The sequence below is a fragment of the Pseudomonas sp. NIBRBAC000502773 genome (assembly GCF_006517195.1).
In the GTDB taxonomy this organism is placed as follows: Bacteria; Pseudomonadota; Gammaproteobacteria; order Pseudomonadales; family Pseudomonadaceae; genus Aquipseudomonas; species Aquipseudomonas marginalis.
In genome coordinates this window covers 5,811,034-5,832,080 of sequence record NZ_CP041189.1, presented here as the reverse complement: position 1 = coordinate 5,832,080, position 21,047 = coordinate 5,811,034, and the positions used below count along the sequence as shown (strand labels likewise).

The window sequence follows — 21,047 nt, the reverse complement described above, 5'->3', positions numbered from 1 at the left end:
ACAAAAAGCATGCAGGAGCGCTCCATGATTCGGCTCACCGCTGAACGCACCCCGGCTGGCACCAGTTATCTGGCGACCGGCCAAGGCCAGCCTGTGGTTTTGATCCACGGCGTGGGCCTGAATAAAGAAATGTGGGGCGGGCAAGTCGTTGGCCTGGCCACGAATTACCGCGTGATCACCTACGACATGCTCGGTCATGGCGCCAGCCCGCGCCCGGCCGCCGGCACGCCGCTGCTGGGGTATGCCGACCAGTTGCTGGAGCTGCTCGACCACTTGCAATTGCCCGAGGCCACGGTGATCGGTTTTTCCATGGGCGGCCTGGTCGCCCGGGCGTTTGCCCTGCACTACCCCGAGCGCCTCACATCCCTGGTAGTGCTCAACAGTGTGTTCAATCGCAGCCCCGAACAGCGTGCCGGCGTGATCGCACGCACCGCCCAGGCCGCCGAACACGGCCCGGATGCGAATGCCGAAGCTGCGCTGTCGCGCTGGTTCAGCCGTGAATACCAGGCGGCCAACCCGGCGCAGATCGCCGCATTGCGGGAAACCCTGGCGGGCAACGACCCCCAGGGCTACCTGACCACCTACGAACTGTTCGCGACCCAGGACATGTACCGCGCCGACGACCTCAAGGGCCTGCGCGTACCGACCCTGGTCGCCACCGGCGAACTCGACCCCGGTTCAACCCCGGAAATGGCCCGGCAACTGGCCGATCGTGTTCCCGGTGCCACCGTTGCGGTGCTGGCCGAGCAACGGCATATGATGCCGGTAGAATCGCCACGCCTGGTCAACCAGCTGCTGCTGGGCTTCCTCGACACGGTGTACGCCCAAAACAATCCAATCAAGGGGATCGTTGCATGACACTCGCACGCTTCCAGATGTGCATCGGCGGTGAATGGGTCGATGCCCTGTCCGGCAAGACTTTCGACAGCCTCAACCCGGCCCTGGCCGAACCCTGGGCGCAACTGCCCGACGCCGATGAAGCCGATGTGGAGCGCGCCGTGCAGGCCGCGCAAAGCGCCTTCGACAGCCCGGCCTGGCGTGGCCTCACCGCCACCGCACGGGGCAAATTGCTGCGCCGCCTGGGTGACCTGATCGCCGAGAACAAGGAGCAACTGGCCCAGCTGGAAAGCCGCGACAACGGCAAGTTGATCCGCGAAACCCGTGGCCAGGTCAGCTACCTGCCGGAGTTCTTCCACTACACCGCCGGCCTGGCCGACAAGCTCGAAGGCGGTACCCTGCCGCTGGACAAGCCGGACCTGTTCGCCTACACCGTGCACGAAGCCATGGGCGTGGTCGCCGCGATCATTCCGTGGAACAGCCCGCTGTACCTGACCGCGATCAAACTCGCGCCGGCCCTGGCGGCGGGCAATACCATCGTGATCAAACCGTCGGAACACGCCTCGGCGACCATCCTCGAACTCGCGCGCCTGGCCCTTGAAGCCGGGATCCCAGCGGGCGTGGTCAACGTGGTCACCGGCTACGGCCCCAGCACCGGCGCCGCCCTCACCCGCCACCCACTGGTGCGCAAGATCGCCTTCACCGGCGGCGCGGCCACGGCCCGCCACGTGGTGCGCAGCAGTGCGGAGAACTTCGCCAGGCTGTCCCTGGAACTGGGCGGCAAATCGCCGAATATCATCTTTGCCGACGCCGACCTCGACAGCGCCATCAACGGTGCGATTGCCGGGATCTACGCGGCGTCCGGGCAGAGCTGTGTCTCCGGCTCGCGCCTGCTGGTGCAGGATGAAATCTACGACGAATTCGTCGAGCGCCTGGTGGCACGTGCCGAGCGCATCCGCATCGGCAACCCCCAGGACGACGCCAGCGAAATGGGCCCCATGGCCACCGCGCAGCAACTGGCCGTGGTCGAAGGCCTGGTCGCCGATGCCATCGCCGAAGGCGCGCGCCTGCGCACCGGTGGCAAACGCCCGCAGAACCTCGGTGAGGGCTGGTTCTATGAGCCGACCTTGTTCGAGTGCGACAGCAACTCGATGAAGATCATGCAGGAAGAAGTGTTCGGCCCGGTGGCCTCGGTCATCCGTTTCAAGGACGAAGCCGAAGCGCTGGCCATCGCCAACGACTCGCAATTCGGCCTCGCCGCCGGCATCTGGACCCGCGAACTTGGCCGCGCCCACCGCCTGGCGCGGGACGTGCGCTCGGGGATCATCTGGGTCAACACCTACCGCGCCGTGTCGGCGATGGCGCCTATCGGCGGCTTCAAGAACAGCGGCTACGGACGTGAAAGCGGCATCGATTCGGTGCTCGCCTACACCGAGCTGAAGACGGTGTGGATCAACCTCTCCCAGGCGCCCATGCCTGATCCTTTCGTGATGCGTTAAGAGACCCCGACCATGATCGAACCCGGCATTTACAAAGACGTCATGAGCTCATTCCCTTCGGGCGTCACGGTGGTCACCACCCTCGACCCGGACGGCGGCATCGTCGGCATTACCGCCAGTGCGTTCAGCGCGCTGTCGATCGACCCGGCGCTGGTGCTGTTCTGCCCTAACTATGGGTCGGACACCTACCCGATCCTGCGCGACAGCAAGCGCTTCGCGATCCACTTGCTGTCCGCCGACCAGACCGCCGAGGCTTATGCTTTCGCCAGCAAAGGCAAGGAAAAGGCCAAGGGCATCGAGTGGCACCTGAGCGAGTTGGGCAACCCGCTGCTGGCCAAGGCCACGGCGATCATCGAGTGCGAACTGTGGCGCGAATACGACGGCGGCGATCACGCGATCATCGTCGGCGCGGTAAAGAACCTGATCCTGCCCAAGGAGCCGGTCACGCCGATGATCTACCACAAGGGCAAGCTGGGCCCGCTGCCGGCCCTGGCCTGAGGCGCGCGGGGGCCGTGAGGGTTTGTCGCTTAAGGAACGCAGCATGATAAACTTGGGCACGATTTTCGGCCCTCAATCGGCCCCGGCCGGCCGAGGCCTCCAGTTAACCGCTAAATTCAGAGCAGACCCCATGAAACGCGCGCCCCTCGACGACAGCTTCAAGGTCAATCACAACCCGGTCACCCTGCGCGAAATCGTGCTGGAAAAACTGCGCAGCGCCATCATGAACTTCCAACTGCTGCCCGGTGACCGCCTGGTGGAGCGCGACCTGTGCGACCGCCTCGGCGTCAGCCGCACCTCGGTACGCGAAGCCTTGCGTCACCTGGAGTCCGAAGGCCTGGTGGAATTCGCCGATGCCAAGGGCCCGCAGGTGGCGATCATCACCCTGGCCGACGCCGTCGACATCTATGAACTGCGCTGCGTGCTCGAAGGCTTGATCGTGCAATTGTTCACCCTGCGCGCCAAGGCCAAGGACATCAAGGCCCTGGAAAAAGCCCTGGAAGAAAACCGCAAGGCCCTCAAGGACGGTGAACTGCAACAGGTCATCGACTCGGTCCAGGGCTTCTACGACGTGCTGCTCGAAGGTTCGGGCAACCATGTGGCGGCCACCCAGTTGCGCCAGTTGCAAGCGCGCATCAGCTACCTACGCGCCACCTCGGTGTCCCAGGAAAACCGTCGCGGCACCAGTAACCAGGAAATGGAACGCATGGTCCAGGCGATCAAGAGCGGCGACCCGCTGGCGGCCCACCAGGCCTGCGTCGATCACGTGCGTGCGGCGGCCGCCGTGGCCCTGGACTACCTCAAGCGCAAACAGGAAGAAACCGGCAAGATTCCGGAAATCACCCTGCCCATCGCGCTGAAAGAACCGCGCATAGGTCACTGACCTTGGCCAGCCCCAGCTTTTGCCCGACATGCGGCGGCAGTGACCTCGGTCACCAGCTGCCACCGGGCGATACCCATGAGCGCCTGATGTGCCGGGGCTGCGGCTATATCCACTACATCAATCCCAAGATCATCGCCGGCTGCATCATCGAGCAGGACGGCAAATACCTGCTGTGCCAACGGGCGATCCCGCCCCGCCCGGGCACCTGGACCTTGCCTGCCGGCTTTATGGAAGGTGGCGAAACCACTGAGCAGGCGGCGTTGCGTGAAGTCTGGGAAGAAAGCGGCGTACGCGCCGAGATCGTATCGCCCTACTCGATCTTCAGCGTGCCCAGGATCAGCGAGGTGTACATCATCTTCCGCGCCATCGCGCTGGAGATCACCGGCCAGTTCGGCCCGGAGACCCTCGACTACAAGTTCTTCGCGCCCGAGGACATTCCCTGGGAGAGCATCTACTACCCGGCGATCCGGCAGATTCTCGAACGGTATATCGAGGAACGCCAGGCTGGGGTGTATGGCATCTACATCGGTAATGATGACAGCGGCAAGATTCACTTTATCCGCTGACCGCACGGCCAAACACGGATCAAAATGTGGGAGGGGGCTTGCTCCCGATAGCGGTGTATCAGTCAGCATCCTTGTAGCTGACAGACCTCTATCGGGAGCAAGCCCCTCCCACATTTGGCCCATGTTCGGCCTGATGACCTAGGGCGCCAGCCCTTCCACGATGATGATCTGCGCCAGCCCCGCCCCTTCACGGTGCGCCTTCGCCTCCTGATATTCAGCGGACTCATAACACGCCACCGCCTGCTCATAGCTCTCAAACTCAATCACCACATTTCGCTGCCGTGCCGGCCCGCCTTCCATCGCCTCGCTGCGCCCGCCCCTGGCCAGGAACCGCCCGCCAAACTTTGCAAACGCTGCCGGCGCGCGCTGGGTGTACTGCGTGTATTGCTCGGCATCGGACACATCCACATGGGCAATCCAGTAGGCCTTCATTGTGACATCCTCTTGTTGAGTTTTTTGGTATACCATAATACATACAACCAACAAATCGAGCACTCTCCATGTCCTTCAACAGCATCGCAGACATCATCGAAGACTACCGCCAAGGCAAGATGGTGCTCCTGGTGGACGACGAAGACCGGGAAAACGAAGGCGACCTGTTGCTGCCTGCGGCCTGCTGCACCGCCGAGACTATCAGTTTCATGGCCCGCGAAGCCCGTGGCCTGATCTGCCTGACCCTTACCGACGAACACTGCCAGCGCCTTGGCCTGGAACAGATGGTGCCGAGCAACGGCAGCGTGTTCAGCACCGCGTTTACCGTGTCCATCGAAGCCGCCAGCGGCGTGACTACCGGCATCTCCGCCGCCGACCGCGCACGCACCGTGGCAGCGGCCGTCGATATCAATGCCGGACCGGCCGATATCGTGCAGCCGGGGCATATCTTCCCGTTGCGCGCCAAGGACGGCGGCGTGTTGACCCGCGCCGGCCACACCGAAGCCGGCTGCGACCTGGCGCGCCTGGCCGGGCACACCCCGGCGTCGGTGATCGTCGAAGTGATGAACGACGACGGCACCATGGCCCGCCGTCCCGACCTGGAAATCTTCGCGCGCAAGCACGGCATCAAGATCGGCACGATCGCCGACCTGATCCACTACCGCCTCAGCACCGAACGCACCGTGGTGCGCATCGGCGAACGCGACCTGCCCACGGTGCACGGCACATTCCGCCTGATCACCTTTGAAGACCGCATCGACGGCGGCGTGCACATGGCAATGGTGATGGGCCAGTTGCGCCGCGATACCCCGGCGCTGGTGCGCGTGCATGTGATCGACCCGCTGCGAGACCTGGTCGGTGCCGACTACAGCGGCCCGTCCAACTGGACGCTGTGGGCGGCCTTGCAACGTGTCGCCGCTGAAGGCAGCGGCGTGGTGGTGGTGCTGGCCAACCATGAGTCGTCCCAGGCGCTGCTGGAACGCGTGCCGCAACTGACTCAGGCACCGCGCCAGTTCAACCGCTCGCAGTCGCGCATCTATTCCGAAGTGGGCACCGGGGCGCAGATCTTGCAAGACCTCGGCGTCGGCAAACTGCGTCACCTCGGCCCGCCCCTCAAATACGCCGGGCTGACCGGCTACGACCTGGAGGTGGTCGAGAGCATTCCCTTCACCGAATGACGGATAACCGGTAAGGCAAAATGCTTGCACAAAGTTTGGAATACCATAATATGATATTCCATAGACCGAACGCTTCCGCCAAGTGCGCCCGCCAGGGAGAGCACCAATAACAGCCCTTGGCACGGTCGCCTTTTGGGGTCTCGATTAGAGGCCCCCGATGGACCTACTGCTCCCGATAGGCGGGCATTACCAAGCCCGCTCAATAACAAAACAAATGAGGGCGTGAAAATGGTGTTGAACAAACGTGCAACCGCGGTGCTGTTCGCGGGTTTATTGGCCACGGCCACTCACGCGGCCATGGCGGCCGAAAGCGTCAATTTCGTGAGCTGGGGCGGTAGCACCCAGGATGCGCAGAAGCAGGCCTGGGCCGACCCGTTCAGCAAGGCCAGCGGCATTACCGTGGTCCAGGATGGCCCCACCGACTACGGCAAACTCAAGGCCATGGTCGAAAGCGGCAACGTGCAGTGGGACGTGGTGGATGTCGAGGCCGACTTTGCCTTGCGCGCCGCCGCCGAAGGCCTGCTCGAACCCCTCGACTTCTCGGTGATCCAGCGCGACAAGATCGACCCGCGCTTCGTCTCCGACCATGGCGTGGGCTCGTTCTTCTTCTCCTTCGTGCTCGGCTACAACGAAGGCAAGCTCGGCGCCGGCAAGCCCCAGGACTGGACCGCGCTATTCGACACCAAAACCTACCCCGGCAAACGCGCCCTCTACAAATGGCCAAGCCCCGGTGTGCTCGAACTGGCGCTGCTGGCCGACGGCGTCCCGGCCGACAAGCTCTACCCCCTGGACCTGGACCGCGCCTTCAAGAAACTCGACACCATCAAGAAAGACATCGTCTGGTGGGGCGGCGGTGCGCAGTCGCAACAGTTGCTGGCGTCCGGCGAAGTCAGCATGGGCCAGTTCTGGAACGGTCGCATCCACGCCCTGCAGGAAGACGGCGCGCCCGTGGGCGTGAGCTGGAAGCAGAACCTGGTCATGGCCGATATCCTCGTCGTGCCTAAAGGTTCGAAAAACAAAGCGGCTGCAATGAAGTTCCTCGCCAACGCCAGCAGCGCCAAGGGCCAGGCGGATTTCTCCAACCTGACCGCCTATGCGCCGGTGAACATCGACAGCGTGCAGCGCCTGGATTCGGTGCTCGCGCCGAACCTGCCGACCGCCTACGTCAAGGACCAGATCACCCTCGATTTCGCCTACTGGGCCAAGAACGGTCCGGCCATTGCGACACGGTGGAATGAATGGCTAGTCAAATGAAAATGACGGCAACCACACCGACCGGGAGCGCCCTCGGCGCTGCCGGTGCGGTTTCGCCCAAGGCCGGGGCGCCGTCCCTGGCACAGCGCTGGCGGGGCTCGAGCAACCTGATCCCGGCCCTGCTGTTCCTCGGCCTGTTCTTCCTGGCGCCGTTGATCGGCCTGCTGCTGCGCGGCGTGCTGGAGCCGGTGCCGGGCCTGGGCAACTATGAACAGCTGTTCGCCAACTCGGCCTATGCACGGGTGCTGCTCAACACCTTTTCGGTGGCGGGCCTGGTGACCCTGTTCAGCCTGCTGCTGGGCTTTCCGCTGGCCTGGGCGATCACCCTGGTGCCGCGCGGCTGGGGACGCTGGATCCTGAATATTGTGCTGCTGTCGATGTGGACCAGCCTGCTCGCCCGCACTTACTCCTGGCTGGTCTTGCTGCAAGCCTCCGGGGTGATCAACAAGGCGCTGATGGCCATGGGCATCATCGATGTGCCCCTGGAGATGGTGCATAACCTCACCGGCGTGGTGATCGGCATGAGCTACATCATGATCCCGTTCATCGTGCTGCCATTGCAGGCGACCATGCAGGCCATCGACCCGATGATCCTGCAGGCCGGCTCGATCTGCGGCGCGAGCCCGTGGACCAACTTCTTGCGCGTGTTCCTGCCGCTGTGCCGGCCGGGGTTGTTCTCCGGCGGCCTGATGGTGTTCGTGATGTCCCTCGGTTACTACGTCACCCCGGCGCTGCTCGGCGGTGCGCAGAACATGATGCTGCCCGAGTTCATCATCCAGCAGGTGCAATCGTTCCTCAATTGGGGCCTAGCCAGTGCCGGCGCCGCGTTGCTGATCTTCATCACCCTGGTGCTGTTCTACTTCTACCTGAAGCTTCAGCCGGAATCCCCGGTTGGCGCCAGCAACGCGAGGTAAGCCGTCATGCTCCTGACCCCCAATGCCATGAGCCGCAGGATGCGCTTGGGCCTCTACACCACCACCGGGTTGATCGGCCTGTTCCTGCTGCTGCCGATCGTGTTCATCGTGCTGCTGTCGTTCGGCTCGTCGCAATGGCTGGTGTTCCCGCCGCCGGGCTGGACGCTGAAATGGTACGGCCAGTTCTTCTCCAACGCCGACTGGATGAACGCGGCCATGGCCAGCCTCAAGGTGGCCGTGCTGACCACCGTATTCGCCGTCGCCCTCGGCCTGCCCACCGCCTTTGCCCTGGTGCGCGGGCGCTTCCCCGGCCGTGAATTGCTCTACGGCCTGTTCACCCTGCCAATGATCGTGCCGCTGGTGATCATCGCCGTGGCGGTGTACGCGCTGTTCCTGAAGCTTGGCTACACCGGCACGATGTTCGCCTTTGTGGTCAGCCATGTGATCGTGGCGCTGCCGTTCACCATCATCTCGATCATCAACTCGCTGAAACTGTTCGACCAGTCGATCGAAGACGCGGCGGTGATCTGCGGCGCCTCGCGGTTGCAGGCAGTGTTCAAGGTGACCTTTCCGGCGATTCGTCCGGGGATGGTCGCCGGTGCGCTGTTCGCCTTCCTGGTCTCGTGGGACGAAGTGGTGCTCAGCGTGATGATGGCCAGCCCGACCCTGCAAACCCTTCCCGTAAAAATGTGGACCACCCTGCGCCAGGACCTGACGCCTGTGATCGCCGTCGCGTCGACGCTGCTGATCGGCCTCTCGGTGCTGGTCATGGTGATTGCCGCCGCCGTTCGCCGGCGTACCGAAACCCGCGCTTGAGCGCCGAGGAGAAGAACATGAGTGCAGTGATCAACGATGTCGCGCAGAGCCATGGCCAACCCCTGGTCAGCCTGCGCAACCTGAACAAGCACTACGGCGAATTCGCTGCCGTGGACAACATCTCGCTGGACATCCAGGACGGCGAATTCCTCACCTTCCTCGGCTCCAGCGGCTCGGGCAAAAGCACCACGCTGTCGATGCTTGCCGGCTTCGAAACGCCAAGCAGCGGCGAGATCCTGGTCAGCGGCCAATCGCTGGTCAACGTACCGCCGCACAAGCGCGACATCGGCATGGTGTTCCAGCGTTACTCACTGTTCCCGCATTTGTCGGTGCGCGACAACATCGCCTTCCCCCTGGCGATTCGCAAACTGGCCAGCGCCGAACGCGACAAGCGCGTCGACGCCATGCTCAAGCTGGTGCAGTTGGAACAGTTCGCCCATCGCCGCCCTTCGCAATTGTCCGGCGGCCAACAGCAACGGGTCGCCATCGCCCGCGCGCTGGTGTACGAGCCACGCATCCTGTTGATGGACGAACCCCTCGGCGCCCTCGACAAGAAGTTGCGCGAAGACCTGCAGGACGAACTGCGCCAACTGCACCGGCGCCTGGGCATCACCATCGTCTACGTGACCCACGACCAGGAAGAAGCCATGCGCCTGTCCCAGCGCATCGCGATTTTCAGCCACGGCAAGATCGTCGGCCTGGGCAGCGGCTTCGACCTCTACCAGAACCCGCCGAACGCGTTCGTGGCGTCGTTCCTCGGCAACTCCAACTTCCTCAAGCTCAAGGCCCAGGGCAATGCCGTGGCGGCGTTCGAAGGCCAATCCGTGTCGATCCGCCTGACCAGCGGGTTGCACACCGAGCAGGAGGTGCTGCTGATGGTACGCCCGGAAAAAGCCCTGGCGCTGAGTGTCAAACAGGCCGCTGAGCAACCGTTGGCGGCGGGCTGGAATGAAGTGTCGGCGATTGTGGGTGAGGTGCTGTTCCTCGGCGAAAGCCAGACCTGCACAGTGAAAACCCTCGGCGGCACATCGATGACGGTCAAGGCGCTGTCCGCTGCGGGCATGCCGCTCAAGGCCGGCGACCCGGTGCGTGTGCGCTGGGCGACGGCGGATGCGTGTGTGTATACGGAGTGGACGGAGAGTGATCTGAACAAGGCCGCAGGCGCGCATTGAATCCCATGTGGGAGGGGGCGTGCCCGATAGCGTTGTGTCAGTTAAAGATGCATTCACTGACACGCCCTCATCGGGGCAAGCCCCCTCCCACATTTGAAGTGCGTTTATCCGTCAACTCTTGCGCTCGAAAATCGCCCCCTCGATCCCCAACACCTCACGGGTATCCGCATAAATCCCCACGCCCTTCTCCCACACATGCTTGATCGAGCGGTCGGCGCAGCGAATCCGGTAATTGAGCTCGAACGGCTCCTGCCGTGACAACGCATATTGCACCTCGCGCCACACATAGTCGGCATCCTGCGCCAGGATCAGGCTGTTGTAGGTGAACTCATGGTTGTCCACCAGGCGTTCGGCGGGGTAGCCGGTGAGTTGCAGGCAGCCGGCGCTGACGAATTCCATGGTCCAGTCGCGGTTGTTGCGGCCGCGATAGATCAGGCCCGGCATGCTGTCGAGCAAGCTCATGCTGCTGCGCTGGCTGGCCTGCCAGGCGATTTCGCGGCGCTTGTGGGCAGTAACGTCCCCGGCCACCAAATAGAAGCCTTGGGGGCCGCGCTTGAGGCTGATCTCGAACCAGCGCAGTTCGCCACTGGGGTGCACAAAGCGCAGGCGCTGGTTGAATGAGGTGTCGGGGCGGCGGCGCAGTTCATTCAGGGCCTGGCGCCATAGCGGGCGGTCTTCCTGGTGCACGTAGTCCATCAGGTTACGCTCCGCGCCCGGCGCGCCCATCAACTCGGCCCAGGCCAGGTTGAAGTGGGCGATCTGGCCGTTGTCGCGCAGTTGCAATAAGGCGGCGGGAAAGCAATCCATCAGGTCAATCGGCGGCGGCGCAAACGCTTCGGGGCTGTCCCTCATCTAGTGGCGCTCCTCGTGTTTCATCAAGGCACCGCTGTGCACCCAGGCCGCCAGTTCCAGGCGCGAATGCAGGCCGAGCTTCTGCAACAGGCTGCGCACGTAGATTTTCACCGTGCCGTCGCTGATCCCCAGTTCCCTGCCGATCTGTTTGTTACTCATGCCGGCGGCGATCAGCGCCAGGGTCTGGCCTTCGCGCTCGGTGAGGTTTTCGCTGCCCGCAGCTTCACACGCTTGCCTGGGCTCGGCCTGGTCGGCGAGCAAGGCAATCAGGCTCGAGTCCAGCACGATCGCGCCCTTGTGGCAGTTGCGCATATACGCCAGCAACGCATCCGGCTCGGTTTCCTTGAGCACATAACCGCTGGCACCCAGGCGCAAGGCCGTGAGCAACTCGGCGCGGTCCATGGAGGCGGTGAGCACCACCACCTGGCAATCCAGGCGCAACTGGCGCAGTTCATCCAGCACCTGCAAACCGCTGAGGCCGGGCATGTGCAAATCCAGCAGCACCTGTTGCGGCGTCAGGCTCACGGCCAGGTTGATGCCCTCGCGGCCGCTGGCCGCCTGCCCCACCACTTCGAAGTCGCCGCTGGCATCGAACAACTGCGCCAGGCCCTTGCGAAACAACGGGTGATCATCGATCAGTAATAAGGTCGTGCAGTCCATCGAGACTCCCCTGTGGCAGATCGTGGTGGCGACGCAGGCCAAGGTGCACGCGCACCCCGTGCGGGCGGATCGCTTCTATGCTCAGCCGTGCGCCGATGCTGGCGGCGCGCTCGCGGATAATCGCCAGGCCGAAATGGTTGTGCTCGTCGCAGGCCGGGATCAAGCCGATGCCATCGTCTTCCACCGACACCGAGGCGTCGCCGTCCTGGGTCTGGCGCAGTTCGATGCGCACGTGGCGCGCGTGGGAATGCCGCACCGCATTGGCCAGGGCCTCGCGAATGATCTGCAGGATCTGCAATTCGGTTTCCGGGCTCAGGGCGTCGTCGGCCAGGCGATTGTCGAGTTCGAAGACGATGATGCAGCGCCGCGAAAATTCCGCGACGGAGTCGGCCAGGGCCTGGCGCAGCGAGCGCCCGTCCATGGTCAGGCGCGCACTGGTGATCAGCTCGCGCACCTGGCGTTGCAGTTGGCTCAGGCCGGTGCACAGGTCCTGCAGTGCCGGCTCGCCCAGTTGCGACTGCAAGCCATGGGCCTGGAACGACAGGTAACCCAACTGCTGCGCCACCGAATCGTGCAGCTCACGGGCCAGGGCACCGTGGCGGGAGGTCGCCTGTTTGCGCTGCTGTTCACGGGTTTGACTGCGCAGGCGCACGCTCACACCTACCGCCTGCGCCGCCTCTTCCAGTAACTGGCGCCAACTGGCACCGGCGCGCCGGGGGGTGTCGAGCAGCAATGCGCCCTTTTCACCCTCGGGCAAGGCGCACACCAGACGGTGCACGCCCCGTTGCCGGCACGGTCCGCAGGCTTGGGGGGCGTCCGTCACGCTGGCGTCGCGCCAGGGGCAATGCGCGACCGCCTGGCAGCCGTCGACCCACCCTCGTCGCGTCGGGCCCAGGTCTTCGCCGCCGAGGATCAGGTTGAGCCTGGCAGGCGGCAGCAGTGCGTCGAAACGGTCCAGGAAACCCGACAAGGCACCGTCAGCGTGCAGGGGCAACCCGGCCAACAACCTGCGCACGCTGCGCGCCTGTTCGGGGCGCACAGGCCCCAACCAGAGCGGCCAGCCTTTTGGTCGTGTCAGCACTCTTCGATAACTCCCCGTCCGGTTGCGCTGCGTGGTCGAAAGGCCCAGCAACTTCCATGCCCCGAATGGCCGGCGCGCAAGGCTTATCTCCAAAGGCATAGCCCTTTTTCCAGATTGAGAAGATTTTCCCCATAGGAAAGTATCTCTCCCAACAGGAAACAAAACTCACCGTGGAGAGCCCCCATGACCCACACCCGCAGCCGCCCCATCGTGGTGATGCAATCAGCCGCCGCCAGCGCAGGGTTCATCAGCGAACTGCACATGCCCCTGCTGTTGAACGGCGAACACCCCGACTTTGCGCGGCGCCTGCAACAGGCGCTGGCCAGCGCCACCGTGGGCTGCCGGCTCTACCTGCTGGGCGACGAAGCCTTTATCTGGCGTGTGCACGGCGAGGCGCGTGCCGCGGGTATGGAAGAGGACGAGATCGACATGACCTGCATCCCCGGCCTGCGCCAGGTGTATTGCGCACACTGTGGCCTGACCCAGGCGGCCGGGCCGGAGCCGCTGTTGAACTGCATCGGCTGCCACGTCGGGCTGGAGGTCCGCACGCATTTTTCCCGGCGCCTGGGGGCTTATCTCGGCGTGTGCATCAACCCCGACCAGCCCTACGCGGGGTTCCAGCCATGAGCGCGGCCCTCAAGGTCCAGGTCAGCGCCGCACGCATGCTCACGCCGGTGGTGCGCGAATTCACCCTGACGCCCGCCACGGGCAGCCTGCCCGGCTTCTCGCCCGGCAGCCATGTGCAGGTGCACCTGCCGCTGGCCGAGGGCACGGTGCGCAATGCCTATTCACTCACCAGCGACCCGGCGCAGCCCCAGCACTACCGCATCGCCGTGCGCCTGCAAGACGCCTCGCGCGGTGGCTCGCAGTACCTGCACAGGCAGGTGCAGGTCGGCGACACCTTGCAGATTTCACCACCGGCCAATCTGTTCGCACCCCATGGCACCGCGCGCCTGCATATCCTCATCGCCGCCGGGATCGGGATCACGCCGTTCATGGCCTATATCGCCGCGATGGAACAACAGCAGGCCGACTTCGAACTGCATTACCTGTTCCGCCGGGGCCTCAGCGACGCCTATCTAGACGAGCTGCAACAGCGCCTCGGCCCGCGCCTGCACACCTACGACCGACGCCCGGATCTGGACCGGATCCTCGGCAACCGGCCGCTGGGCAGCCACGTCTACACCTGCGGTCCGCAGCCCTTGCTCGAGGCGGTTGAGCAACACGCTGCACGCCTCGGTTGGCCGAGCAGGCGTGTGCATTCGGAAGCCTTCAAGGGCGCACAACCCGGCCAGCCATTCGACTTGCACCTGCTGCGCAGCGGCCGACGCCTGCGGGTCGAGGCCGAGCAAAGCCTGCTCGAAGCCCTGGAACACGCCGGATTACAGGTGCCCAACCTGTGCCGTGGCGGGGTCTGCGGCCAGTGCATCACGCGCCACCAGGGCGGCGCCATCGAACACCGCGACAGCTTCCTCAGTCCGGCCGAGCAGGCCGACTTTCTGATGCCCTGCGTCTCGCGCGGCAGCGGCCCCTGCGTTTCGCTGGACCTATAGGAGTGAGTGCCATGCCCCTGCAAACGAGCCCCGTGCTGAGCTATCGCGACGATTTCAGCTTTCGCAACAGCCCGGCCGCGATCCGGCGTTTCCCCTTTCCCTTTATCGAGGACAGCTACCTGTACTCGGTAAACATCGAACCGGCCATCTCTCGCGACCCCGGCTCGATCTATGAGCACGCCTTCGACATCGACGAGCACTACCGCTCGGAAATGGCCGAGCGCGCCCTGGTGCTGGACAAGGACCCACGCCGCTACCTGGTGATGCCCCACATGCAAGTGGCGGCCTGGGATGCGCTGCAGATGATCATGGAACACCTGGCCGCCGACTACCCGCAGTCATTCAGCCTGACGCAAAACGGCGAGCGCTGGCAGTGGCGCAACCACCTGCTGGACATCGACCAGGCCTTCATCTTCGGCGATGCCACCAGCCTGCCCTGCGCGCCGCTGGAGTACATCGGCCGCCAGGTGCAGGGGGATTTCGCCCTGCTCGATCAGCGCGACGGCGACCTGTACATGGACGCCGGCCTGGTCACCAGTCCGGCCGACTGGTCGCTGGCGTTCGACGCCGGCATGAGTTTCAAGCAATGGCACGCACCGGTGCCCATGGCCCATCAGATGGGCGTGTTCGAACGGGCGCTGAAGTACCTGCTCAACCTGCAGGTCGGCCAGCCGGTACGGCGCTTGAACTGGACCCTGACCATCAACCCGCGCCTGGATTCGTCACCGGAAACCTTCCATGAATGGGGCGCCGATCGCGGCCGGATCACCGCGCAGAACGTCGGCCAGCAGGTGCACCTGCGGGTCGAGCTACAAGTGATGGCGCGCCTGCCGCGCAGCCACGCGGTGATGTTCAGCATCCGCACCTACCTGATCAGCCTGGACGAGCTGGTCACGCAACCCGGCTGGGGCTGTCGCCTGCACCGCGTGCTGCGCGACCTGCCCGACCCCATCGCCGACTACAAGGGCATGACCCGCTACCGCCATACGCTGGTCGAGTGGCTGAGCCAGTTCGACCCACAGGCCTGACGCCCCTTCTTCTACGACAAGGAACCTCACATGACCCACTCATGGCGTATTTCTGCATTGGCCGACCGGCACCGCGCCCTCGGCTCCCACCTCGAAGACTGGAACGGCATGGGCACTGCCTGGACCTACAGCAGTGACCTCGCCGACCACCACCAGGCGATCCGCACCCGCGCCGGCCTGATGGACGTGTCCGGCCTGAAAAAAGTCCATTACGTGGGCCCCCACGCCGAGAGCCTGTTGCAGTGGGCTACCACCCGCGACATCGCCAAGCTCTACCCCGGCAAATCGGTGTATGCCTCGATGCTCGATGAGGACGGCAAGTTCGTCGATGACTGCATCGTCTACCGCACCGGCCCCAACGCGTTCATGGTGGTGCATGGCGCCGGCACCGGGCATGAAATGCTCGTGCGCTCGGCCCAGGGCCGGCAAGTGGCGGTGCTGTTCGATGACGACCTGCACGACCTGTCGCTGCAAGGTCCGCTGGCGGTGGATTTCCTCGCCGAACACGTGCCCGGCATCCGCCAACTGGCGTACTTCCACCACCTGCAAACCCGCCTGTTCGACCGCCCGGTGATGATCTCGCGCACCGGCTACACCGGCGAACGTGGCTATGAGATTTTCTGCAAGGCCGCCGATGCGCCGTTCCTGTGGGACAGCATCCTCGAACAAGGCGCGAGCCTGGGGATCATTCCCTGCGCCTTCACCGCCCTGGACTGGCTGCGGGTGGAAAGCTCGCTGATGTTTTTCCCCTACGACAACTCGCAGATGTACCCCTTCGCCGACCAGAAGGCCGGCGACACCCTTTGGGAAATGGGCCTGGATTTCACTGTTTCACCTGGCAAGAACGCCTTCCGTGGCGCCGAAGAACACTTGCGCCTGCGCGGCCAGGAGCGCTTCAAGATCACCGGCGTGCTGCTTGAGGGCGTCCGCGCCGCCGAGGCCGGCGACACCGTGTGGCAGGGCAACCAGCAAGTCGGCGTGATCACCTGCGGCATGTATTCGCGCCTGAGCAAACGCTCGATGGCCATCGCGCGCATGAGCGTCGCCTGTTCCGAACCCGGTATTGCCTTGCAGATTCGCGGCAGCCTCGAGGCCAGCGCCAGCACCCACGCCCTGCCCTTCGACGACCCGCAAAAAACCAAGCGCACGGCCAAGGGCTGAGCCTTCCTTCACTGAATTCAGGAGCTTTCGATGGACGCCTCCCGCGAACATTACATCCTCAAGATCACCTGCCCGGCGGCGTCCGGGATCGTCGCCGCGATCAGCGCGTGCCTGGCCCAACAGCAGTGCTACATCAGCGAGCTGGCGCAGTTCGACGATGAGTTCACCGGGCAGTTTTTCATGCGCGCGGTGTTCCGTTTCAACACCGGCGTGAGCGGCGACATCGGCGCCCTGCGCAAAGGCCTCGGCGACCTGGCCGGTGGTTTCGACATGCACTGGCAGTTGTTCAGCTCACGCCAACCGACCCGCGTACTGCTGATGGTCAGCAAGTTCGACCACTGCCTCACCGACCTGCTCTACCGCCACCGCAAGGGCGAGATGGACATGCACATCACCGCCGTGGTCTCCAACCACCTGGACCTGCGAGCGATGGCCGAGCGCGAAGGCATCCGCTTCATCTACCTGCCGATCACCCAGGACACCAAGGCCGGCCAGGAAGCCGAGCTGATGCGCATCGTCGAAGACACCCAGACCGACCTGGTGGTGCTCGCGCGCTACATGCAGATCCTGTCCGACGGGCTGTGCCAGCAACTGTCGGGCCGGGCGATCAATATCCATCACTCGTTCCTCCCAGGGTTCAAGGGCGCCAAGCCCTACCACCAGGCCTATGACCGTGGCGTCAAGCTGATCGGCGCCACCGCCCACTACGTCACCAGCGACCTGGATGAAGGCCCGATCATCGAGCAGGAAATCCAGCGCGTCGACCATACCCACCTGCCCGACTCGCTGGTCGCTATCGGCCGTGACACCGAAACCGTGGCCCTTTCCAAAGCCCTGAAATACCACCTGGAACACCGGGTGTTCATCAACCAGGACAAGACAGTGATCTTTCGCTGAAACCTTCAGGAGGCACGCTCATGACCCTACGTGTTGCAATCATCGGTGCCGGCCCATGCGGCCTGGCGCAACTTCGCGCGTTCCAGTCGGCCCGCGACAAAGGCGCCGCCATCCCTGAGCTGGTGTGCTTCGAAAAACAGCAGGACTGGGGCGGCATGTGGAACTACACCTGGCGCACCGGCCTCGACGAGAACGGCGAGCCGGTGCACGGCAGCATGTACCGCTACCTGTGGTCCAACGGCCCCAAGGAATGCCTGGAGTTCGCCGACTATACCTTCGAAGAGCATTTCGGCCGGCCCATCGGTTCCTACCCGCCGCGTGAAGTGCTGTGGGACTACATCAAGGGCCGCGTGGAAAAGGCCGGCGTGCGCGACTACATCCGCTTCAACAATGTGGTGCGCCAAGTCACCTTCGACGAACAGAGCCAGCGCTTCACCCTCTACGCCCACGACTACACCAGCGACACCTTGACCTGCGAAACATTCGACTACGTGATCAACGCCTGCGGCCACTTCTCCACGCCCAAGGTGCCGTACTTCGAAGGCTTCGAACAGTTCGCCGGGCGCATCCTGCATGCCCACGATTTCCGCGAGGCGCTGGAGTTCAAGGACAAGGACCTGCTGATCGTCGGCAGCAGCTATTCGGCCGAGGACATCGGCTCGCAATGCTACAAATACGGCGCGCGCAGCATCACCAGTTGCTACCGCAGCGCGCCCATGGGCTATGCCTGGCCGGATACCTGGGAAGAAAAACCGCTGCTCCAGCGCCTGGAAAACAACCGCGCGTACTTTGTCGATGGCAGCAGCAAGCACATCGACGCGGTGATCCTGTGCACCGGCTACAAGCACCACTTCCCGTTCCTGCCCGATGAACTGAGCCTCAAGACCGACAACCGCCTGTGGCCGATGAACCTCTACAAGGGCGTGTTCTGGGAACCCAACCCCCGCCTGATCTACCTCGGCATGCAGGACCAGTGGTACTCCTTCAACATGTTCGACGCCCAGGCCTGGTATGCCCGCGATGTGATCCTCGGGCGCATTCAGTTGCCCGGCCACGCCGACATGGTCGCCGACAGCCAAGCGTGGCACGCACGGGAACAGGCCCTGGAAACCAACCAGCAGATGTTCGAGTACCAGGGCGCCTATATCCAGCAACTGGTGGACGCCACCGACTACCCGAATTTCGACATCGCCGCCGTCAACGAAACCTTCCTGCACTGGAAGCACGACAAGGCGGAAAACATCATGGGCTATCGCGACAAGTCCTATCGCTCGCTGATGACCGGCACCCAGTCGCCGCCGCACCACACGCCGTGGTTGCAGGCCCTGGATGACTCGATGGCGGCGTACCTGGGCGAGCCCGCGACCCCCATCAAGTCGGTCGGCTGATGATGAATGCACCCCGTGTTTCCCATCCCCGCGAACCCGGGCTGTTTGCCCGCGCGCCGAACCTGGAACGCTACCGTGTGGCCGCCGGCGGCGTGACCCTGGTCGACTTGCAGCCCGGCGACGGCCTGCAAGTGATCGACGTCGAAGGCCGGCAAACCTGCGCACTGCTGGCCCTCGACACCGGCGGCCGCAGCGCCCTGGCGAGCTGGGGCCTGAGCGGATCGACGGCGTGCAGCGTGCCTGGGCGTATCGGCCAGGCGCTCCAGCGGCGCGGCATCGATGCACAGGCCTTGCCGCTGGCGGCCTCGCTATGGGACGCCGACAGCCCGCCCGGCCACAGCCGGCAGTTTGTCGCCGAGGACGCGCTGCTGGTGATCGTCGCTGCCCTCGCCGAGGCCACCGCCGTCGACCGGCAATACCGGCCCAGCGAGCTGCGTCTGATCGTGACGCGGGCCAATCCGTCGCCGCTGCTGCTGCCGGCCCTGCCCGAGCCGTTGGGCGATGTACTCGACGAATTCACCCTGCGCGCGGGCACCGCCCACAGCTACACCGTCGCCAAAGGGCAGTACATCCAGGTGCTGGACGTCGCGGGCCGCCAGTGTTCGGACTTCGTCGCCCTCGACCGGCGCGCCCTGGATCGCGGCGTCGAGCTGGACCTGGACCAGACCGTCACGCGCACCCTGAACGGCAGCGCCTACCCCGCACCGGGGCTGTTCTCGAAGTTTTTCGACCGCCATATGCAACCGATGCTGGAGGTGGTGCAAGACACCGTCGGGCGCCACGATTCATTCGCCCTGGCCTGCGCGGCGCGCTACTACGAAACCCATGGCTATTTCGGGCACGACAACTGCAGCGACAACCTCAGCCGCGTCCTCGCCCCCATGGCGTACAGGCGCGCAACGGCTGGCCGGCGATCAATTTCTTCTTCAACACCGGTATCGATGCGCACCAGCAGATGACCCTGGATGAACCCTGGTCACGGCCCGGCGATTATGTGCTGCTGCGGGCCATGACCGACCTGCTGTGTGGCAGTACCTCGTGCCCGGATGACATTGACCCGGCCAATGGCTGGAACCCGACCGACATCCATGTCCGCATCTACAGCGAGAAGGAGCGTTTTTCCATCGCCATGAGCACTCGAACCACGGCGGATGCCGACCCGATCCTCACCCGTGAGTCCGCGTTTCACTCACGTACCCGCGCCCTCACCGGCAGCTTCACCGACTACCGCAATTGGTGGCTGCCGCTGCGCTACGACGGTTACGGCGTCACCGAGGAATACCTCGGCTGCCGCGAACGGGTGGCGGTGATGGACCTGACCGCCCTGCGCAAATTCGAAATCATCGGCCCCGATGCCGAAGCCCTGTTGCAGTACTGCCTGACCCGCGACATACGGCGCCTGGCGGTGGGCCAGGTGGTGTATTCGGCGATGTGCCACGCCCACGGCGGCATGCTCGACGACGGTACCCTGCTGCGCCTGGGCCCGGACAACTTCCGCTGGATCTGCGGCGAAGACTATGCCGGCGTGTGGTTGCGCGAGCAGGCACAGAAACTGGGCATGAAGGTGTGGGTCAAGTCCGCCAGCGAGCAGATTCACAACCTGGCGGTGCAGGGGCCGCTGAGTCGTGAGCTGCTCAAGCAGATGGTCTGGACCCCGCCCACGCAACCGAGTGTGGAAACCCTCGGCTGGTTTCGCTTCCTGGTCGGTCGGCTGGACGGTTTCGACGGCTGCCCGTTGATGATTTCGCGCACCGGCTACACCGGCGAACTGGGCTTTGAGGTGTGGTGCCAGCCCGAAGACGCCGAACGGGTCTGGGACCGCATCTGGCAACTCGGCCAACCCTTGGGCCTGGTGCCCCTGGGCCTGGAAGCCCTGGACCTGCTGCGCATCGAAGCCGGGCTGATTTTCGCCGGGTACGAGTTCAGCGACCAGACCGATCCGTTCGAGGCCGGTATCGGTTTCAGCGTGCCGCTCAAGAGCAAGACCGACGACTTTATCGGGCGTGACGCCCTGCTGCGGCGCAGTGCCCATCCCAGCCACAAGCTCGTTGGCCTGCACCTGAGCGGCAACGAGACCGCCCACCATGGCGACCCGGTGTACCAGGGCCGGGCCCAGGTCGGGGTGATCACCAGTGCCTGCCGGTCACCGCTGCTGGCCAGCAATATCGCACTGTGCCGGGTCGACGTGAGCTGCGCCGAGCCCGGCACTGAACTTGAGATTGGCAAAGTCGATGGCCTGCAGAAGCGCATCAGCGCCACGGTCAGCGCAGCGATTTTCTACGACCCGGACAAAAGCCGGGTGCGCAGCTGATCGTCCCGAAACGTGTGTGCCACCCCATTTTGACTGCCCCAACCTAACCGCTATTCAGACATGGGAA

The 21,047-nt window shown here is 64.3% G+C and carries 20 protein-coding genes and 1 pseudogene; 17 read left to right on the top strand and 4 right to left on the bottom strand.

What is annotated here, in order from left to right; translation table 11 throughout:
- Positions 1 to 24 precede the first annotated feature (24 nt).
- The 5 genes from NIBR502773_RS27040 (at position 25) to NIBR502773_RS27020 (ending at position 4,283) form a co-directional block, all read left to right on the top strand.
- Positions 25 to 858, top strand: a complete 834-nt coding sequence (locus tag NIBR502773_RS27040) for an alpha/beta fold hydrolase (protein WP_141157388.1) — start codon at positions 25 to 27, stop codon at positions 856 to 858.
- Positions 855 to 2,336 carry an aldehyde dehydrogenase gene (locus NIBR502773_RS27035; protein ID WP_141157387.1) on the top strand — a complete coding sequence of 494 codons (1,482 nt, stop codon included), beginning with the start codon at positions 855 to 857 and terminating at the stop codon, positions 2,334 to 2,336. The genes NIBR502773_RS27040 and NIBR502773_RS27035 overlap by 4 nt, the downstream gene beginning before the upstream one ends.
- Before the next feature lie 12 nt (positions 2,337 to 2,348).
- Complete coding sequence (locus tag NIBR502773_RS27030) at positions 2,349 to 2,834, top strand: flavin reductase family protein (RefSeq protein WP_027603601.1); 486 nt, start codon at positions 2,349 to 2,351, stop codon at positions 2,832 to 2,834.
- A 130-nt stretch (positions 2,835 to 2,964) separates the two neighbouring features.
- Positions 2,965 to 3,717, top strand: a complete 753-nt coding sequence (locus NIBR502773_RS27025) for a GntR family transcriptional regulator (RefSeq protein ID WP_027603600.1) — start codon at positions 2,965 to 2,967, stop codon at positions 3,715 to 3,717.
- A gap of 2 nt (positions 3,718 to 3,719) precedes the next feature.
- Entirely contained in the window at positions 3,720 to 4,283 is a 564-nt protein-coding gene (locus NIBR502773_RS27020) for an NUDIX hydrolase (protein ID WP_141157386.1), read from the top strand.
- A gap of 138 nt (positions 4,284 to 4,421) precedes the next feature.
- Here the strand turns inward: NIBR502773_RS27020 and NIBR502773_RS27015 are convergent, their stop codons facing one another.
- Positions 4,422 to 4,715 carry a DUF1330 domain-containing protein gene (locus NIBR502773_RS27015; protein ID WP_065926396.1) on the bottom strand — a complete coding sequence of 98 codons (294 nt, stop codon included), beginning with the start codon at positions 4,713 to 4,715 and terminating at the stop codon, positions 4,422 to 4,424.
- Between the two features lie 68 nt (positions 4,716 to 4,783).
- Here NIBR502773_RS27015 and ribBA point away from each other — a divergent pair, with 68 nt between their 5' ends.
- From ribBA to NIBR502773_RS26990, 5 genes are all read left to right on the top strand, one after another.
- Positions 4,784 to 5,893, top strand: coding sequence for a bifunctional 3,4-dihydroxy-2-butanone-4-phosphate synthase/GTP cyclohydrolase II (gene ribBA / locus NIBR502773_RS27010; protein WP_115489053.1), 1,110 nt, complete (start codon positions 4,784 to 4,786; stop codon positions 5,891 to 5,893).
- Positions 5,894 to 6,121: 228 nt separating this feature from the next.
- Complete coding sequence (locus NIBR502773_RS27005; protein ID WP_027603596.1) at positions 6,122 to 7,147, top strand: ABC transporter substrate-binding protein; 1,026 nt, start codon at positions 6,122 to 6,124, stop codon at positions 7,145 to 7,147.
- The gene (locus tag NIBR502773_RS27000; RefSeq protein WP_065946543.1) at positions 7,144 to 8,061 is read left to right on the top strand and encodes an ABC transporter permease; all 918 of its coding nucleotides are present in this window, start codon (positions 7,144 to 7,146) and stop codon (positions 8,059 to 8,061) included. The genes NIBR502773_RS27005 and NIBR502773_RS27000 overlap by 4 nt, the downstream gene beginning before the upstream one ends.
- A 6-nt stretch (positions 8,062 to 8,067) precedes the next feature.
- Positions 8,068 to 8,877 (top strand): ABC transporter permease, encoded by an 810-nt coding sequence (locus tag NIBR502773_RS26995; protein ID WP_010567348.1) that lies wholly within the window; start codon positions 8,068 to 8,070, stop codon positions 8,875 to 8,877.
- A 17-nt stretch (positions 8,878 to 8,894) separates the two neighbouring features.
- Positions 8,895 to 10,049 carry an ABC transporter ATP-binding protein gene (locus NIBR502773_RS26990; RefSeq protein WP_141157385.1) on the top strand — a complete coding sequence of 385 codons (1,155 nt, stop codon included), beginning with the start codon at positions 8,895 to 8,897 and terminating at the stop codon, positions 10,047 to 10,049.
- 111 nt (positions 10,050 to 10,160) lie between these two features.
- On the opposite strand, the gene NIBR502773_RS26985 is transcribed toward NIBR502773_RS26990, so the two are convergent.
- Genes NIBR502773_RS26985 through NIBR502773_RS26975 form a run of 3 tightly spaced genes read right to left on the bottom strand, consistent with a single transcriptional unit; the run spans position 10,161 to position 12,576 of the window.
- A complete protein-coding gene (locus NIBR502773_RS26985; protein ID WP_065926400.1) occupies positions 10,161 to 10,901 on the bottom strand; it encodes a PAS domain-containing protein in 741 nt (246 codons plus the stop codon).
- On the bottom strand, positions 10,902 to 11,561 hold the full coding sequence (locus NIBR502773_RS26980; protein ID WP_115489050.1) for a response regulator: 660 nt from the start codon (positions 11,559 to 11,561) through the stop codon (positions 10,902 to 10,904). It abuts the gene before it with no gap.
- Complete coding sequence (locus NIBR502773_RS26975) at positions 11,530 to 12,576, bottom strand: ATP-binding protein (RefSeq protein WP_141157881.1); 1,047 nt, start codon at positions 12,574 to 12,576, stop codon at positions 11,530 to 11,532. The genes NIBR502773_RS26980 and NIBR502773_RS26975 overlap by 32 nt, the downstream gene beginning before the upstream one ends.
- Positions 12,577 to 12,825: 249 nt before the next feature.
- On the opposite strand from NIBR502773_RS26975, the gene NIBR502773_RS26970 reads away from it, so the two are divergent.
- The 7 genes and pseudogenes from NIBR502773_RS26970 (at position 12,826) to NIBR502773_RS26940 (ending at position 20,980) form a co-directional block, all read left to right on the top strand.
- Entirely contained in the window at positions 12,826 to 13,269 is a 444-nt protein-coding gene (locus NIBR502773_RS26970; protein ID WP_141157384.1) for a dimethylamine monooxygenase subunit DmmA family protein, read from the top strand.
- Entirely contained in the window at positions 13,266 to 14,195 is a 930-nt protein-coding gene (locus NIBR502773_RS26965) for a PDR/VanB family oxidoreductase (protein WP_141157383.1), read from the top strand. The genes NIBR502773_RS26970 and NIBR502773_RS26965 overlap by 4 nt, the downstream gene beginning before the upstream one ends.
- A gap of 11 nt (positions 14,196 to 14,206) precedes the next feature.
- The gene (locus NIBR502773_RS26960) at positions 14,207 to 15,223 is read left to right on the top strand and encodes a DUF3445 domain-containing protein (protein ID WP_053139522.1); all 1,017 of its coding nucleotides are present in this window, start codon (positions 14,207 to 14,209) and stop codon (positions 15,221 to 15,223) included.
- 30 nt (positions 15,224 to 15,253) lie between these two features.
- Positions 15,254 to 16,384, top strand: a complete 1,131-nt coding sequence (locus NIBR502773_RS26955) for an aminomethyltransferase family protein (protein ID WP_141157382.1) — start codon at positions 15,254 to 15,256, stop codon at positions 16,382 to 16,384.
- Positions 16,385 to 16,414: 30 nt separating this feature from the next.
- Positions 16,415 to 17,281, top strand: a complete 867-nt coding sequence (purU, locus tag NIBR502773_RS26950) for a formyltetrahydrofolate deformylase (RefSeq protein ID WP_065939724.1) — start codon at positions 16,415 to 16,417, stop codon at positions 17,279 to 17,281.
- 20 nt (positions 17,282 to 17,301) lie between these two features.
- A complete protein-coding gene (locus NIBR502773_RS26945) occupies positions 17,302 to 18,669 on the top strand; it encodes an NAD(P)-binding domain-containing protein (RefSeq protein ID WP_141157381.1) in 1,368 nt (455 codons plus the stop codon).
- A 2-nt stretch (positions 18,670 to 18,671) separates the two neighbouring features.
- Positions 18,672 to 20,980 (top strand): annotated as a pseudogene (locus NIBR502773_RS26940) (DUF1989 domain-containing protein).
- Positions 20,981 to 21,047: the final 67 nt, after the last annotated feature.

Bases quoted from the DNA above. Each gene is read 5' to 3' on its own strand.
- NIBR502773_RS27040 (WP_141157388.1), top strand. From the start codon at position 25: ATGATTCGGCTCACCGCTGAACGCACCCCGGCTGGCACCAGTTATCTG.
- NIBR502773_RS27035 (WP_141157387.1), top strand. From the start codon at position 855: ATGACACTCGCACGCTTCCAGATGTGCATCGGCGGTGAATGGGTCGAT.
- NIBR502773_RS27030 (WP_027603601.1), top strand. From the start codon at position 2,349: ATGATCGAACCCGGCATTTACAAAGACGTCATGAGCTCATTCCCTTCG.
- NIBR502773_RS27025 (WP_027603600.1), top strand. From the start codon at position 2,965: ATGAAACGCGCGCCCCTCGACGACAGCTTCAAGGTCAATCACAACCCG.
- NIBR502773_RS27015 (WP_065926396.1), bottom strand. From the start codon at position 4,715: ATGAAGGCCTACTGGATTGCCCATGTGGATGTGTCCGATGCCGAGCAA.
- ribBA (WP_115489053.1), top strand. From the start codon at position 4,784: ATGTCCTTCAACAGCATCGCAGACATCATCGAAGACTACCGCCAAGGC.
- NIBR502773_RS27005 (WP_027603596.1), top strand. From the start codon at position 6,122: ATGGTGTTGAACAAACGTGCAACCGCGGTGCTGTTCGCGGGTTTATTG.
- NIBR502773_RS27000 (WP_065946543.1), top strand. From the start codon at position 7,144: ATGAAAATGACGGCAACCACACCGACCGGGAGCGCCCTCGGCGCTGCC.
- NIBR502773_RS26995 (WP_010567348.1), top strand. From the start codon at position 8,068: ATGCTCCTGACCCCCAATGCCATGAGCCGCAGGATGCGCTTGGGCCTC.
- NIBR502773_RS26990 (WP_141157385.1), top strand. From the start codon at position 8,895: ATGAGTGCAGTGATCAACGATGTCGCGCAGAGCCATGGCCAACCCCTG.
- NIBR502773_RS26985 (WP_065926400.1), bottom strand. From the start codon at position 10,901: ATGAGGGACAGCCCCGAAGCGTTTGCGCCGCCGCCGATTGACCTGATG.
- NIBR502773_RS26980 (WP_115489050.1), bottom strand. From the start codon at position 11,561: ATGGACTGCACGACCTTATTACTGATCGATGATCACCCGTTGTTTCGC.
- NIBR502773_RS26970 (WP_141157384.1), top strand. From the start codon at position 12,826: ATGACCCACACCCGCAGCCGCCCCATCGTGGTGATGCAATCAGCCGCC.
- NIBR502773_RS26965 (WP_141157383.1), top strand. From the start codon at position 13,266: ATGAGCGCGGCCCTCAAGGTCCAGGTCAGCGCCGCACGCATGCTCACG.
- NIBR502773_RS26960 (WP_053139522.1), top strand. From the start codon at position 14,207: ATGCCCCTGCAAACGAGCCCCGTGCTGAGCTATCGCGACGATTTCAGC.
- NIBR502773_RS26955 (WP_141157382.1), top strand. From the start codon at position 15,254: ATGACCCACTCATGGCGTATTTCTGCATTGGCCGACCGGCACCGCGCC.
- purU (WP_065939724.1), top strand. From the start codon at position 16,415: ATGGACGCCTCCCGCGAACATTACATCCTCAAGATCACCTGCCCGGCG.
- NIBR502773_RS26945 (WP_141157381.1), top strand. From the start codon at position 17,302: ATGACCCTACGTGTTGCAATCATCGGTGCCGGCCCATGCGGCCTGGCG.